The organism is Methylobacterium fujisawaense, from assembly GCF_039619325.1.
GTDB classification, from domain to species: domain Bacteria; phylum Pseudomonadota; class Alphaproteobacteria; order Rhizobiales; family Beijerinckiaceae; genus Methylobacterium; species Methylobacterium fujisawaense.
Genome location: NZ_CP155000.1, coordinates 5,764,671 through 5,777,438, shown reverse-complemented (window position 1 = coordinate 5,777,438; position 12,768 = coordinate 5,764,671). Strand labels below are relative to the sequence as shown.

At 65.9% G+C, this 12,768-nt stretch carries 19 protein-coding genes; 12 read left to right on the top strand and 7 right to left on the bottom strand.

What is annotated here, in order from left to right; genetic code table 11:
• The first annotated feature begins 207 nt into the window (after nucleotides 1-207).
• Nucleotides 208-975 (top strand): Crp/Fnr family transcriptional regulator, encoded by a 768-nt coding sequence (locus ABC766_RS27445; protein WP_345819962.1) that lies wholly within the window; start codon nucleotides 208-210, stop codon nucleotides 973-975.
• A 14-nt stretch (nucleotides 976-989) separates the two neighbouring features.
• On the opposite strand, the gene ABC766_RS27440 is transcribed toward ABC766_RS27445, so the two are convergent.
• Nucleotides 990-1,838, bottom strand: coding sequence for a transglutaminase-like domain-containing protein (locus ABC766_RS27440; protein WP_043351010.1), 849 nt, complete (start codon nucleotides 1,836-1,838; stop codon nucleotides 990-992).
• 323 nt (nucleotides 1,839-2,161) lie between these two features.
• On the opposite strand from ABC766_RS27440, the gene serA reads away from it, so the two are divergent.
• On the top strand, nucleotides 2,162-3,412 hold the full coding sequence (gene serA / locus ABC766_RS27435) for a phosphoglycerate dehydrogenase (protein WP_342141491.1): 1,251 nt from the start codon (nucleotides 2,162-2,164) through the stop codon (nucleotides 3,410-3,412).
• Nucleotides 3,413-3,603: 191 nt separating this feature from the next.
• Complete coding sequence (locus ABC766_RS27430) at nucleotides 3,604-4,080, top strand: hypothetical protein (RefSeq protein WP_043351003.1); 477 nt, start codon at nucleotides 3,604-3,606, stop codon at nucleotides 4,078-4,080.
• 3 nt (nucleotides 4,081-4,083) lie between these two features.
• Here the strand turns inward: ABC766_RS27430 and ABC766_RS27425 are convergent, their stop codons facing one another.
• Nucleotides 4,084-4,236, bottom strand: a complete 153-nt coding sequence (locus tag ABC766_RS27425) for a hypothetical protein (protein WP_167380413.1) — start codon at nucleotides 4,234-4,236, stop codon at nucleotides 4,084-4,086.
• Between the two features lie 308 nt (nucleotides 4,237-4,544).
• Between ABC766_RS27425 and ABC766_RS27420 the strand changes: the two genes are divergently transcribed.
• Together ABC766_RS27420 and ABC766_RS27415 are read left to right on the top strand one after the other, a co-directional pair.
• Nucleotides 4,545-4,760, top strand: a complete 216-nt coding sequence (locus ABC766_RS27420; protein WP_043351006.1) for a hypothetical protein — start codon at nucleotides 4,545-4,547, stop codon at nucleotides 4,758-4,760.
• 281 nt (nucleotides 4,761-5,041) lie between these two features.
• A complete protein-coding gene (locus ABC766_RS27415; RefSeq protein WP_345819961.1) occupies nucleotides 5,042-5,632 on the top strand; it encodes a hypothetical protein in 591 nt (196 codons plus the stop codon).
• A gap of 68 nt (nucleotides 5,633-5,700) precedes the next feature.
• Here ABC766_RS27415 and ABC766_RS27410 read toward each other — a convergent pair whose 3' ends face one another.
• The 3 genes from ABC766_RS27410 to ABC766_RS27400 form a co-directional block, all read right to left on the bottom strand.
• Nucleotides 5,701-6,033: a hypothetical protein gene (locus ABC766_RS27410; RefSeq protein WP_043352724.1), complete on the bottom strand. Its 333-nt coding sequence runs from the start codon at nucleotides 6,031-6,033 to the stop codon at nucleotides 5,701-5,703.
• 336 nt (nucleotides 6,034-6,369) lie between these two features.
• Nucleotides 6,370-6,948, bottom strand: coding sequence for an NADPH-dependent FMN reductase (locus ABC766_RS27405; protein ID WP_043352726.1), 579 nt, complete (start codon nucleotides 6,946-6,948; stop codon nucleotides 6,370-6,372).
• Nucleotides 6,949-7,020: 72 nt separating this feature from the next.
• Complete coding sequence (locus tag ABC766_RS27400) at nucleotides 7,021-7,638, bottom strand: cell wall anchor protein (protein WP_345819960.1); 618 nt, start codon at nucleotides 7,636-7,638, stop codon at nucleotides 7,021-7,023.
• Between the two features lie 685 nt (nucleotides 7,639-8,323).
• On the opposite strand from ABC766_RS27400, the gene ABC766_RS27395 reads away from it, so the two are divergent.
• The 6 genes from ABC766_RS27395 (at nucleotide 8,324) to ABC766_RS27370 (ending at nucleotide 10,322) form a co-directional block, all read left to right on the top strand.
• A complete protein-coding gene (locus tag ABC766_RS27395) occupies nucleotides 8,324-8,509 on the top strand; it encodes a hypothetical protein (protein ID WP_345819959.1) in 186 nt (61 codons plus the stop codon).
• 9 nt (nucleotides 8,510-8,518) lie between these two features.
• Nucleotides 8,519-8,785, top strand: coding sequence for a hypothetical protein (locus ABC766_RS27390; protein ID WP_345819958.1), 267 nt, complete (start codon nucleotides 8,519-8,521; stop codon nucleotides 8,783-8,785).
• Nucleotides 8,782-8,970 (top strand): hypothetical protein, encoded by a 189-nt coding sequence (locus tag ABC766_RS27385; RefSeq protein WP_345819957.1) that lies wholly within the window; start codon nucleotides 8,782-8,784, stop codon nucleotides 8,968-8,970. Before ABC766_RS27390 ends, ABC766_RS27385 begins: the two co-directional genes overlap by 4 nt.
• Nucleotides 8,967-9,146: a hypothetical protein gene (locus ABC766_RS27380; protein ID WP_345819956.1), complete on the top strand. Its 180-nt coding sequence runs from the start codon at nucleotides 8,967-8,969 to the stop codon at nucleotides 9,144-9,146. The genes ABC766_RS27385 and ABC766_RS27380 overlap by 4 nt, the downstream gene beginning before the upstream one ends.
• Nucleotides 9,139-9,369, top strand: coding sequence for a hypothetical protein (locus ABC766_RS27375; RefSeq protein WP_345819955.1), 231 nt, complete (start codon nucleotides 9,139-9,141; stop codon nucleotides 9,367-9,369). The genes ABC766_RS27380 and ABC766_RS27375 overlap by 8 nt, the downstream gene beginning before the upstream one ends.
• Nucleotides 9,370-9,500: 131 nt before the next feature.
• Entirely contained in the window at nucleotides 9,501-10,322 is an 822-nt protein-coding gene (locus ABC766_RS27370) for a class I SAM-dependent methyltransferase (RefSeq protein WP_345819954.1), read from the top strand.
• Nucleotides 10,323-10,326: 4 nt separating this feature from the next.
• Here ABC766_RS27370 and ABC766_RS27365 read toward each other — a convergent pair whose 3' ends face one another.
• Nucleotides 10,327-11,433, bottom strand: a complete 1,107-nt coding sequence (locus tag ABC766_RS27365; RefSeq protein WP_345819953.1) for a glycosyltransferase family 61 protein — start codon at nucleotides 11,431-11,433, stop codon at nucleotides 10,327-10,329.
• Between the two features lie 382 nt (nucleotides 11,434-11,815).
• On the opposite strand from ABC766_RS27365, the gene ABC766_RS27360 reads away from it, so the two are divergent.
• Nucleotides 11,816-12,046, top strand: a complete 231-nt coding sequence (locus ABC766_RS27360; RefSeq protein WP_345819952.1) for a hypothetical protein — start codon at nucleotides 11,816-11,818, stop codon at nucleotides 12,044-12,046.
• On the opposite strand, the gene ABC766_RS27355 is transcribed toward ABC766_RS27360, so the two are convergent.
• The gene (locus ABC766_RS27355; protein ID WP_345819951.1) at nucleotides 11,998-12,384 is read right to left on the bottom strand and encodes a hypothetical protein; all 387 of its coding nucleotides are present in this window, start codon (nucleotides 12,382-12,384) and stop codon (nucleotides 11,998-12,000) included. The two genes, ABC766_RS27360 and ABC766_RS27355, sit on opposite strands and share 49 nt — an antisense overlap.
• Nucleotides 12,385-12,768 lie beyond the last annotated feature (384 nt).

The following is a 12,768-nucleotide window of genomic DNA, read 5'->3' as shown; positions in this document are numbered from 1 at the left end:
GTCTGCCGCCGGACGCTTGCCCGGCGCATATCCGCCGGTCAGGAGAGCCCGCACCGGTCCGTCGGGCGCGGCCTGGTGTCTGTCCGGCGCATCCGGAGCGTTTTGAGGGAAGAAGCGTGCTGCGTCCTGATCTCGTCTCCCGTCGTGCCCCGCGTCTGCGGCACAGCGACATCCCCCATGCCTCGCGAACCGAGGCCTGAACGCCCGATGCCGAACGGGTACAACGCCCCGATGGAGATGCTGGCGCGCAAGCTCGACAGCATCGCGCGGATTGCGGATGCCGACCGCGAGGCGCTCCTCGCGCTGCCCCACACCGTCCGGAACCTGCCCGCGCGCCACGACATCGTCCGGTTCGGCGACAGGCCGAACCAGAGCTGCCTCGTCCTTCAGGGCTGGGTCTATCGCTATTCCGCCCTGGCCGAGGGCGGACGCCAGATCCTGTCGTTCTACATCGCGGGCGACCTTCCGGACCTGCAGAGCCTCCATCTGCACCGGATGGATCACAACCTCGCCACGCTGACGTCCTGCGTCGTGGCGCTGGTCGCGCATGACGACCTGCGGGAGGTTCTCCTCAAGAATCCCGGTCTCGCCGCCACCCTCTGGCGCGACAGCCTGATCGACGCCGCGCATTACCGCGAGCGGATCACCAGTCTCGGGCGGCGGCAGGCGCTCGGTCGCGTCGCCCACATGTTCTGCGAACTCTATCTCCGGCAGAAGGCGGTCGGGCTGACGCGCGGCCTGAGCTGTCCGCTGGCGCCCAAGCAGTCCGAACTCGCGGACTCCCTTGGCCTGACGAGCGTCCACCTGAACCGGGTTCTGCGGACGCTCCGGGGCCGCGGGCTCGTCACGCTGGGTGGCGGCATCCTGACCATCGAGAACTGGGACGCGCTCGCCGAAGTCGCCGAGTTCGACCCCACGTTCCTGCACCTCGCGAACAACGCCGCCCCTGCGCACCCGACCGTCGAGACCGTCTAGGGCGTGGGGCCGCCTCAGGCGGCCTGGGCCAGCGCATCCGGTGCGGCCGGCACCTCGTCGGTATGGACATCGAAGCGGATCAGCTGGGCGGCACCGAAGCTCGTGGTGAGGGCGCAGTCGGTGGCGTCGCGGCCGCGGGCCATGACGATGCGGCCGATCCGGGGCCGGTTGTGGCGTGCGTCGAACGTGTACCAGCGCGGCCCGTCGGGCCCGTGGAGGTAGACCTCGAACCACGCGGAGAAGTCCATCGGCGCTGGATCCTTCGGCACGCCGATGTCGCCCAGATAGCCGGTGGCGTAGCGCGCCGGGATGTTCATGCACCGGCACAGGGTTATCGCCAGATGCGCGAAGTCCCGGCACACGCCGACGCGCTGCGTGTAGCCGTCGAAGGCGGTGCGGGTCGCGTCGGCCTGCTGGTAGTCGAAGCGCAGGCGGTTATGGGCGAAATCGACGATGGCCTGGACGCGCGCCCAGCCCTCCGGCGTGGCGCCGAACAGCGACCAGGCCGTCTGCGAGAGCTTGTCGGTGTCGCAGTAGCGCGAGCCCAACAGGAAGGTCAGGACGTCGTCGGGCAAGTCCTGCACGGCGATCTGGCGGGCGTCGGGCGCCTGGTCGTCCGGCCGGCCGCTATCGGTGATCGTGAAATCGGCCGTCATGGTGATCCGTCCACCCGGCGCGACGAGGCGCGTGCAGACATTGCCGAAGGCGTCCACGTGCTGCCGGGCCGCCACCGGAGGATCGAAGGTGATCACCTCCGGGGTCACGAGGTCGCGCCTCAGCTCCGGGCGGACGTTGAGCAGCAGGTTCATCGGCGTCGGGCCGAACGTGTCGAACGCGATCGAGAAGCCGGTGCGGATATGCATCGTCGAGGACCGAATGGTAGGTCGCTGTCCGGCGCTGCCGGAGATCGAGCCGTTAACAGTACAGGGCCCTACAAGCCGCGAGGCGACCTCAAGTTCCGTCGGAGATGCCCGCAGGGCGTCGTCGACCTGCCCGAATATTCGGCACGGTTCGGCGCGGGCCGAGGCCGCGCGACTCCGCTGCGCGCCCTGAAGCGCTCCCCGGGCGGGGCTGCCCGGCGTCTCGCCATGTTGCATCGCACAGGGCGCCCTCGTATCCGGAGCCGCTTCGAACCCAAGGTCGTCCGGCCGCCGCCGGGAGGCCTGCTGCCAGACGATCCATGCCCATGACGCCCGAAAAGCTTTCCCTGCCCAAGGACAAGATCCGGGTCTTGCTGCTGGAGGGCATCAACGACAGCGCCGTGGCACTGATGCGGGCCGCCGGCTACACCAACCTGACCCGGCTGCCGAAGGCGCTGGACCGGGAGGCCCTGCACGAGGCGCTCCAGGGCGTGCACATGGTGGGCATCCGCTCGCGGACGCAACTCGACGCGGCCGCCTTCGCGGCGTCGGACCGGCTCCTGGCGGTGGGCTGTTTCTCGGTCGGCACCAATCAGGTCGATCTGGAGGCCGCCCGCCATCGGGGCATTCCGGTCTTCAACGCCCCCTTCTCGAACACGCGCTCGGTGGCGGAGCTGACGATCGGCGAGATCGTGATGCTGCTGCGCCGGATTGTTCCGCGCTCGGTGGGCGCCCATGCCGGCCGCTGGGACAAGTCGGCGGCGGGCTCGCTGGAGGTGCGCGGCAAGACGCTGGGCATCGTCGGCTACGGCAACATCGGCACGCAGCTCTCCACGCTCGCTGAAGCCATGGGCATGCGGGTTCTGTATTACGACCACACCGACAAGCTGCGCCACGGCAACACCGAGCCGACCGAGACGCTGCACGAGCTTCTGGGCCAGAGCGACGTGGTCTCGTTGCACGTGCCCGAGACGGAGGCCACCGCCAACATGATCGGCGCGGCCGAGATCCGTGCGATGAAGCCCGGATCCTTCCTGATCAACAACGCCCGGGGCACCGTGGTCGATCTCGAGGCTCTGGCGGCGGCGCTGCGCGACGGCCACCTCAAGGGCGCCGCCGTCGACGTCTTCCCGGCGGAGCCCGGGTCCAACGCGGAGGCCTTCGTCAGCCCCCTCCAGGGACTCGAGAACGTGATCCTCACGCCGCATATCGGGGGATCGACCGAGGAGGCTCAGGAGCGCATCGGCTCCGAAGTGGCGCGCAAGCTCCTCGACTATTCCGATATCGGCTCGACGGTCGGCGCCGTGAACTTCCCGCAGGTGCAGCTTCCCGCCCGCCCGACTGGAACGCGCTTCATCCACGTCCAGCGCAACCTGCCCGGCATGCTCGGGCGCCTCAACGGCGTGTTCTCCCGCGGGCAGGTCAACATCGCCGCGCAGTTCTACCAGACCGACGGCGAGGTCGGGTACGTGGTGCTGGAGACCGACGCCACCGACGCGGATGCGGAGGCGCTGCTCGCAGAGATCCGCGCCATCCCGGGCACGATCCGCGCCCGCCTGCTCTACGAGCGGCGCTAGCCGGAAGGACGCGCCTCGCGGGACCGGCGAGCCTGCGGGCTCTCAAGCGTGCGGTAATTTACGCGGCGCGCGTGAACGCGGCCGATCTTGCCGCGTTCGTCTTGCGCGGCCAAGCTGGCCGCTGTTCAAGTCGCAAGCGGCATGATCGACGGCCTCGACCGATCGAGCGCCCGGCCGGCGGAGGAATTGCGGTGACGAAGCGTGTAGCATGGGCATGGGCCGGACTCGCGCTCGGCATTGCCGGGACGGTCTCGAGCGTCTCCGGCGCGTCGGCGGATTGCCTGCGGCGGGTCTACAATCGATCGAACCTGGTCCTGGTCGCCCGCCAGGATGGCGGGCCGCCCGCCACGCTGTTGCCCGGTCGGTCGCTGCCGATGCGGCTGTCACGGCCGGGCCAGATCGACATCACGGGCTATTGCGGTATGCCGGGCGCGGGCGCGGGCCCGGTTGTCCAGCGGACCTTCGACTACGAGGCGGTCCTCGACCGCTGCTTCGTCCGGTTCGGGGGCGACCTGTTCGTGCCGCAACTGGGGCGCGGCTTCATCGGTCTTCAGGAAACGGCTCCGTTTACGGTGAACAACCCGCGGCAGGGCGACATCGTCCTCGGACCCGCAGTCGGATCCGCATGTCCGGTGCCCGGGCCGGCCGTTCTGAGCCGGCGCGGCTGAGCCTCAGAGGTAGTGCCGGAACACGACCCCCGTATCCGCGGAAGTGCCGGGTTGCGGGGGCGAGGCCGGCCCGATGAAGGGGCTTGCGAGGCGCAGGGCCACGAGGCCGAGGGCAGCGAGCGCCGGGGCGATCAGGCGGAACGGGCGAGCGAGCATGGACGCCTCCGTCGCGCTGCCGGTCCCGCCTGCAACGTGCATGCCGATCGGAGCGCATGTGAAGCATCGCACCTTACGGCTGAGCTGAACGTGCCGAAGCGCACACGGGACGCGTCGAGACCGATCCCGGCGCGTCGGAGCCTGGCGCCCGGTGCGGTGACGGTCCGACGATTGCGTCCACCGGGTCGCTGGCGTGTACACCGATGCACTCCTATGCTGCCCGGTGTCGGGGGCCGCCGGGAGCCGCGCTGCCAGGGCCGCGGTGGCGCTCCCCGGGTGGAACCGACTGCGTGAACGAGGACGCGCGTATGCTGACCCAGACAGGCAACTCGATTCTCCGAGGCGATCTCGGCGTCGAGGAGACCATCGAGTCCGACAATATCGTCCGCTGGGACGGCGAGCGGCTCTATGTGGAGCAGGACGTCTATCACAACGGTCAGCTGGTCCACCGCAAGTACCGCCGCACCGTCACCGAGCCCGTCGCCCGCGTGCTGTGGGCGATCATCAATCGCGCCAAGCAGTGAGCGCCGGGGCAGGAGCGGATCGGATGCGTTCGTTCGGGCGGCCTTCCTGACGCTTCCGCCCGTATCGCTGCAAAGTCGGGGGCCGCGGTCGAGCACCATCCGGCCGGGCCGATGGTTTCGTGCCTCGCATCCGAATGGGGAACGGGATTCGACGCCGTGCGCGGCGCGGCCGCTGGCGCCGCGCGGTGCCCAGGGTCTCTCAGGGGGGCGTATAATCCCATATCGCGGCCCCTGCGTTCCAAACAGTCTCTAGTTCTTGACGGGGCTGAAGCGACGCGCTCTTGCTGATTTCGTCCAGTGACAGTGGCTCTGGGTCGCGCCAGAGTTCTGCGCCCCTGCGAGTTCAGACTTTCAGTCGGTCCATGCTGGCAAGATCACTTCTCAACCGCTGGTCGATCTTCGCGTTCAATGTGCTGATCGCGTTGCCGCTGACGCTCGCGCTTGTCGAGGTCGCGATCTTGCTCTGGGGCGCTGGATTTCAGCATCACGCCACGATTCACGAGGCCGGGCATCTGATCGAGGGGATGGGCGTGATCCTGATCGGTTGGGGCGTGGTGCTGGAAGAGCGCCCTGGCGTGAGCCATCTCCTCGGCGGCCTTCCGACCGAGGATCCCGATCGCGAGGCGGCGATCGACGCGCTCTGCCACCATTGCGGACTCGCCCTGCTGGTGCTGGGGCTCGTCGCCGAGATCCTCGTGCAATGCGTCGAGGTCCCCGACCACATCATCAATACGGACCGGATCGAGCGTGTCGTTCTGACCGGGCGGGGCCGTCTTCCTGGCGCTCGGCCTCGCCGCGCTGGCGCGGCTCTCCGCCGGTCTCGCGGCGTTCCGCGCGCCAATTCCCTTGGACCCCGAAGGCTCCTTGCCTGAAGCGGGGCCGCGCTGAGAGCCCTGAGCCCGACGACCGGTCCGGCTCTCTGAGGGGGACGGCGCGGCTTCTAGGCTGCGACGGCAGCCTCCGGTTCGACGAGGGTGAGATGCGACGGTCGCAGCACGTCGAGGCGCTCGTGCGCGTTGTCGAAGGCGGCCCGGATCGTCGTGCTCGCGTCCTCGACGGCAACCAGGACAGCCAGTTTCTGGGCGCTGGCGCGGTCGGCGACGCTGCGGGCGGCCGCGATCAGCGACTGCTCCAGGCCGAGGAATTCCGCCTCGGCATCCCGTCCCGCATCCCGCGCGGCCGATGCAAGACGGTCCAGTACGGCTTCCAGGGCATGGCGCAGGACAAGCGTCCGCACGCGCTCCTGCAGGAGCGCCCTCTCGTCGATCTTCATCGGAATCGGTCCGCGTTGGGGAACACGGCCAAGCTCTCATACTTCGGCTCACCGTGCAGCCACCTTTTTGCAACAGAGCAATACTGTCTCGTGCGCCGGGCGCGCGGCGCGTTCACCGTTTCGTCGGCGAGATCATGCAAAGTTGTTCTGCAATCGTGTGTCGAGTATTTGCGCATCCTGAGAATCGAAAGCGCTGTCTCGATCACTTCATGGCGCAAAATTGCGCGCATCGAGGTGCGCTTGGCCGTTCGAATACCTCCGATGCACCGGGGGCGTTGTCTCCCGCGAGGGGGCGATGACGCCGCCGCGACGGGGCTGGGGGCGGCCGGCTGCCGCTCAGTACGGCGTGCCGCGCTGGCGCCGGTCCCGCAGGGCCTCGGCGTGCCATTCGAGTTCGTCGAGGAAGCGGTTGGCCGCCGTCGTGATCCAGGGCTCGGCAGGAATGCCCTGGCTGTCGATGGCTTTCTGGAGCCGCGGGATCGGCAGGAGCGAGGGGATGCTGGACATGCCCATCTCGGCAAGCATCGCCCGCAATGCCATTGCCGCCCGGACGCCGCCGAACTGACCGGCCGAGTAGCAGCAGATGGCCGACGGCCGCCAGAAGTACTCTTCCAGGAAATGGTCGAGGGTGTTGGAGAGCGCGGGCGGGACGCCGTGATTGTACTCGGCCGTGACCACCAGGAAGGCGTCCGATCCGCGGAAGAGGTCGGCGAGGCGCTGCAGGGGCTCCGGCGCGGTGCCGGCCGGATATTCCTTGTACATCCGGTCGAGGAGCGGGAGCTTCAGCTCGGCGGGGTCCACCAGCGGGGCGGCGTGGCCGCGCGCCTCGAGTTGCGCGATCAGGAACTGCGCGGCGCGGTTGCCGATGCGGTCGGTGCGGACGCTGCCGAGAATCACGGGGATGGTCAGGGGCATGGCGATCTCCGGTTCCCCCGATCATGCCAGAGGCCGGCGGACCACTCCAGACGCCAGGCGATCCCGGCCGGGTCAGGCCTGGGTGCTGCTGGTGAGTGCAGCCGCGATGCCCACCGGGCCGCCTGTCGCATAGGCGGCGATCGCCTTCGTCACCTGTTGCAGGAAGGATTGCAGGCCGTCGCCGCTGCCGGTCGCTGACGTGGCATCGGCAGTCGCCGTCGTACCCGCGGACGCGCTTGTGGACGACGCGCCGTCCGTTGCGGCGCCGGTCGGCGCGGATGCCCCGCTCTGCGTCGCGTCCGACGCCGGCCGATGGCCATGGTGGCCGCGACGGTGATGGACGGGCGCCGCGCCGTCCGCGGTCGGGCTCGACGACGTGCCGGTCGCGGAGGCTTCGTCGGCATTGGCGGTGGCGTCCGCCGGTGTGGTGACGCCGCTCTGAAGGCCCATCTGGCTGAAGTCGGATTGCAGCTGCAGGAGCGACGCCATCAGATCGTTCGACAGGGTCGGTGTCGATGTGGTGCCGGTCGTCTGCCCTGTGCTTCCGGTAGCCTGGGTGGTGGTTGGATCCTGGCCCGCCGTGGTCGAGGTGCCGGCCTCGATCCGGGCCGTATTCGCCGCACGCGCCTGTCTCAGGGCGCTGACAAGATCCCGCTGGAGAGAACTGCCCGTAACCGCATTCGCCGACATGCTACGCCTCCGCGACCGCCTTCGGTTCGGGGAGGCACGGCGCATTCCAGAATTTTCCCAATGATTTCAGCGACGCTCCCGGGCCGGGGACCGGCAGGATCGGCCCAGCGGCAGATTCTGCCGCTCTACCCCGCCGACAGGGGGCGGCTCAGGTCGGTGCGGCGCGGGGGGGCTGTCCGTCGACGAAGACAAGCACGGCGATCTTGATCCGCTCTACGCCCGGCAGAGCCGGGGCGCCTCCTTCGGTCCCCGCCGCGGCCCGCCGACATTTCGGGTGCCGCTTCGGGTGAACGCGGTCGCCGACATGCGCGGCCGCCCCGAGACCGTCCGGTGGCGCTCGCGACCGGCATTTCGCCCTGAGCGCTGCGCGCGTCTCAGCCGTATCGACGGCCGGGATCTTGGGCATGTGCACGGACGGGATGAAGCGGCTGCTGACGAAGGGGCCCCGAGATCCGGTCGCAAGAACGGATCGGCATCAGCGCTCAACGCCGTGCCGTCCGAGAGGCGGGGCTATGATGAGGGCTGATGGCTCCCCGAGCAGTTATCCGATTTTCCCGCGTCGCCAAGGAGTTGGGTGCCGCACCTTAGTCAGATCCGGGGTTTGAACCACTTGAGCTTTTTTCAGCGGCCGCCGCACCTCCGGCGCATCCTGGGCCTCCTCCCCTGCCCGCTGTAGCCTCACCTTATGAGCGATGGCCACGATCCCATTCTAGAAGCCGTTGAGGCGCTGAAGCTGCGCGGCCACAAGGTCGAGGCGTGGGGCGAAGACCACATGCTCTGGCTCGTCGATGGCCAGTCGCTGACCGAGGGCGAGCTTCTAGCGCTGGCCGTGCGGCTCGGCCTCATGGACTCGACCGGTCACCTGCAATAGGCCGCCGCCATGGCAAAAGAGATCCCCAGCGTCGGCGACCTTCGCCGCAAATCCGAGGTGACGGACGAAGAGATCGAGGCTGCCACCGCCGCCTACCTGAAGGACGAATCGGCCAAGCCGTTCGCCTTCAAGTCGGGGCCCACCATCGACGTGGCCAAGGCGATCGAGATGCACCCGCAGGCCAAGAAGCTGCTCGCGGATGAGGCCACTATTCCCGGCCTGCGCCGCACGATGGTGATGACCGCCGTCATCATGGGCTTCCCGGTCCAGGGATGATCGAGAACCGCGAGCAGCTCCGGGAACGGCTGCTGGTCCGTCTGGGCGGCTTCATCCAGGGCATCGGCCTGAGCGTCGAGGAGGCGCGGGAGATCGTCGACCGTGCGATCGCCGACGATCCGGCAGCGGCCCCCGCCGACATCGAGGCGAAGGCGCGCGCCTGGATGCTGATCGCGCTGGCATGAGCGATGACGCCGATTCGGTCATTGATGCGGTCGCCGCGTTGCGGGCCGCCGGCATCGCCGTAGCGCCGATCGGCGAGGAGCTGGAGCGGTGGCGGATTGGTGATCTGATCTTCTCGGATGCCGAGCTGCTGCGGCTGGCCGAGAGTCGCGGGCTCATGGAGGCCTGCGATGACTGAAGAATCGCCCAACCCGTTCGGCCTCACGCTGCCACTGCGCATCGTGCAGCTCGAGGAATGCGTGAAGGTGATGGACGCGGGCGAACGGGTCGCGGCCTACATCTACGTCGCGGCCGGGCAAGAGCGCCAGATCCAGATGAAGCGGGTCTCACCGGACGAGGGGCTCGCGGCGGCGAAGCTGATCGCGCGGGCGCTGACGAACGCGATTACGGGCCAGATGTGACGTGCTTCCCCCGCGCCAATCTGCTTACGGCATTCATGTAAATAACGATGAGCGAGGCAGATACGCGGCATGTCCTCTTTGCCGAATGGTCGGAGGCGGTCACTGGCCGTTAGCGACTGTCGCACCGGTCGATGATCGAAACCGTGCCGGCTTTGCCTTGGCTACCTTTCTCTGCAAAGCAGGCGTACCAATCCAGAGACAAGCGCAAGGAGGCAAGCTTGACGCGTACCGTTGCTGAAATCTGCACTAGGCTCACCGTGCCGGTCGACGTAAGCGCCCAGCTCAAGCAGGCGCAGAACCTCTGTGAGGTCGCATTTTACAATTCCCCCGACCGCATGCGGTCCAAATGGCATCACTATCTAGAGGTCTACGACCGGCATCTTGGGCGATATCGCGGATCGCGCATACGGCTCTTAGAGCTTGGCGTGCACAATGGTGGCTCGCTGCAGATGTGGCGCGCCTACTTCGGTTCGCGCGCTACGATCCGCGGCATAGATATCGATCCGCGATGCGCAAAAATCGACGACGTAGACGTTTCAGTGCACATTGGAAGCCAAGCCGACACCGCGTTGCTCGCCCGTGTCATAGAAGCGATGGGTGGGGTCGATGTCGTTATCGACGACGGCAGCCATATCTGGGAACATCAGGTTGCGACCTTCGAGTTCCTATACCCCCAGCTAGCACCAGACGGTATTTATATCTGCGAAGATACCCATACCTCCTACTGGCCCGAGTACAAGGGTGAGCGAGAGGGTCCCAGCTTCATCGAGTACACGAAGAAGCTTGTCGACAAGCTGCATGCCACTTACGCATTGGATACAGAGGCCCCGGACGAAGTATTTGCGCGCATGACACAAACCATCGCCTTCTATGACTCGATGGTGGTAATCGAACGCCGTAATAAGCCTGCCCCGCAACATGTCATCGTGGGGGAGCGAGCCGTCATCGTCTAGCAGATCAAATCAAAGCGCCCCGATCCCGTAAAAGGTCAGCGATTTCAATAGCAAATTGCGCGGGATCGGGAATTTCTGCATCGGACATGAACCCCTGCTCGTGCCCCAGACTCTCGACGACCTGGGCTTGCCCGCGCATGTAAGCGAGGAACGAGGGGAACTGATCGGGGTGGTGGTTCCAGCGCGTCCCTTCTCCTGGGAAGAGGTGCAGGGTGCGGGTTCTCGCCGCAAGATCGATCAAGGTGAAGTTTGAGTTGACGCTTTCGTTTAGTGCGAGCGCGATGATCAGTGGGGATCGGGCACTGAACAAAGCGGTATGCAGCCCGGATCCTGCCCCAACGACGAAACGATGTACGTTGAATAGCGCGATTTGCTCACGCAGCGTCAGAGTTTCGGGAAAACAAATCTTAAAGCCCATATGCTCCAGCTGCGCTACGAATGCACTCTCGTTGCGAAATCGTCCAACGCCGGCAGGCAACCTGAGTTTGGAAAGGTAGATCGGTACATCACTGGCATCATTCGTGGGGACGTCAGCACCAATATACCGGCACATCTGTCCAAAAATTGATCGAACGTAATGCTGCTCCTCGAATGCTGGCTCAGGTACGAGGACGCGACCAAGATGCGTCGACTCGGTGAACCGCACGACGTTCGTGGGATTGAGACCGAGACGTGCGAAGCTTTGTGCTGCGTAAGGGTAAGAGAAGAGTGTTTCGATCGGCACCTCGCAGTGCAGGATATATCGTGTTGATGGGCTCGGATGTAGGTAGGGGTGCCAACAACGGGCGAGGGTCGCGGTAATGAAGTGCCCGTAGTGCTGCATGACTGGGCCGAGGTAGACGTAATCGAAGGTTGGATCCGCTGAACTCATCGGAGAACCGTCGAAACCTGTCCCTCCGCTGACCCGCTCTACGCCTCCGAAGCCGCCGCGCCGGTAGAGGCCTGCTTCGATCGGCTTGCCGACCGCATCGAACAATCCCCAGGTTGGGTCGTGTGCGATGTAGTGTCCCGGATCGAAGGGGACGTATATGGCATCTTGATAGACGGGGGCGCCGGGCAGCTCATCGAGAAGGTTCGCTTCACCCCATAATTTATCAAGAACGCGCAGCATCAGATAAACCCGTTAGAACCCGATAGTTCCGTTATAAATAATATTTGCGAATTGGCGCTGCTTATCGCCTGATATTTTGGATTATTTGAAGCATTCATCAATGCACGATTTTTGGTATGCTATTTCGTCGAGTAGCTCTTGGAGCTAAATAAGAGACAGCATCACGCATGGATAATATAGACAACATTTGGGGATCGGATAAATGGAAGAACAAGGGAATATTTTACTTAGAACCAAGCTACAGACGGATGTCAAGGGTTCTGTGGGGGGGGGCCATAAGATCGGGTTACGACGGATGTGTCATCCGCTCTGCCTATAGCAAAAAAATTTGGTAGGCGGGTACGGGCGGGGTTGGGTGAATGCCCAGGAAGGACATCGATCCGTGAGCGATGAGCAGAAGGCCTACCTTCAGGCGCTAGTCGACGTGCGATCCTGGCACCGGTGGCAGATCGGGCAGGCGGTCGGCGACGTCCGGACTATCCAGGCGCACGAGATGGCCATCGCCTGGATCGAGGAAGTGATCGCCGCGAAGAGGCGGCATGCGGTCGAGGATGAGGCGGAGCGTCAGCGAGTCCGCGCAGCGAACTCCCAGATCGGCGGCCCCCACACCTGACCCGGCTTCGTCCGGTAGCCGGAGAAGCTATCGAAGACGATCCGGTCGGCCTCGACGCCGATGGCCGGCGCGCCATTGACCATCAGGGCTCCGGCATATTCCACTCGCAGGAATCCGTGCTGCGGGTGGACCCCGAAAAGCTGCGGCGCCGTCCATCCCAGCCGGTCCGCCTCGGCGCCGAACTGATCAATGAAGGCCAGCGCGCTCGCCCGCATCGGCGGCCATTTCGTCGGCAGGAGATACCGGCACGGCGAGGCATGCTCGGACAGGCGCTCAATCTGGTCGCGCCAGGTGGCGACGGCGGGCGGGAGATCGGCGGGGGCGGGGCTGGCTGACATGCCGGCGGCGGTAACGCGGCGCCCTTAACGAAATGGGCCGGGCGCTTGTGGAAGCGGCCCGGCCCGGTCATCCTCGGAGTTGCAAAGCTATCGAGGAATGCTGCCGTACTATGCCAAAAAGTAGAGGACGGAGAAACACACGGCAACCAACATTGCCCCCAACAAAGCCCCTGCCACCAGCGCCGAAGCCAAGCCTGTGGCGCCGTCTCTCTCCTGCGCGCCGACGCACCCGAGTTCTCGTCGGTACGTTGGCTGGTCTGGTGACGATCGCAACCGGCGCACTGACATTCTGGTCTCAAGCGGCGCTGCAAGTTGAAGCGGTCTCGCAATCATATAGCGCTTTTTCCCTGCCATTTTCAATCGCGAACCCTAGCAGCATTCTAG

Coding starts and splice junctions, on each gene's coding strand:
- ABC766_RS27355 (WP_345819951.1), bottom strand. CDS start 12,384: ATGTCAGCCAGCCCCGCCCCCGCCGATCTCCCGCCCGCCGTCGCCACC.
- ABC766_RS27400 (WP_345819960.1), bottom strand. CDS start 7,638: ATGTCGGCGAATGCGGTTACGGGCAGTTCTCTCCAGCGGGATCTTGTC.
- ABC766_RS27380 (WP_345819956.1), top strand. CDS start 8,967: ATGAGCGATGACGCCGATTCGGTCATTGATGCGGTCGCCGCGTTGCGG.
- ABC766_RS27390 (WP_345819958.1), top strand. CDS start 8,519: ATGGCAAAAGAGATCCCCAGCGTCGGCGACCTTCGCCGCAAATCCGAG.
- ABC766_RS27405 (WP_043352726.1), bottom strand. CDS start 6,948: ATGCCCCTGACCATCCCCGTGATTCTCGGCAGCGTCCGCACCGACCGC.
- ABC766_RS27410 (WP_043352724.1), bottom strand. CDS start 6,033: ATGAAGATCGACGAGAGGGCGCTCCTGCAGGAGCGCGTGCGGACGCTT.
- ABC766_RS27385 (WP_345819957.1), top strand. CDS start 8,782: ATGATCGAGAACCGCGAGCAGCTCCGGGAACGGCTGCTGGTCCGTCTG.
- ABC766_RS27365 (WP_345819953.1), bottom strand. CDS start 11,433: ATGCTGCGCGTTCTTGATAAATTATGGGGTGAAGCGAACCTTCTCGAT.
- ABC766_RS27375 (WP_345819955.1), top strand. CDS start 9,139: ATGACTGAAGAATCGCCCAACCCGTTCGGCCTCACGCTGCCACTGCGC.
- ABC766_RS27445 (WP_345819962.1), top strand. CDS start 208: ATGCCGAACGGGTACAACGCCCCGATGGAGATGCTGGCGCGCAAGCTC.
- serA (WP_342141491.1), top strand. CDS start 2,162: ATGACGCCCGAAAAGCTTTCCCTGCCCAAGGACAAGATCCGGGTCTTG.
- ABC766_RS27440 (WP_043351010.1), bottom strand. CDS start 1,838: ATGCATATCCGCACCGGCTTCTCGATCGCGTTCGACACGTTCGGCCCG.
- ABC766_RS27370 (WP_345819954.1), top strand. CDS start 9,501: ATGATCGAAACCGTGCCGGCTTTGCCTTGGCTACCTTTCTCTGCAAAG.
- ABC766_RS27425 (WP_167380413.1), bottom strand. CDS start 4,236: ATGCTCGCTCGCCCGTTCCGCCTGATCGCCCCGGCGCTCGCTGCCCTC.
- ABC766_RS27420 (WP_043351006.1), top strand. CDS start 4,545: ATGCTGACCCAGACAGGCAACTCGATTCTCCGAGGCGATCTCGGCGTC.
- ABC766_RS27395 (WP_345819959.1), top strand. CDS start 8,324: ATGAGCGATGGCCACGATCCCATTCTAGAAGCCGTTGAGGCGCTGAAG.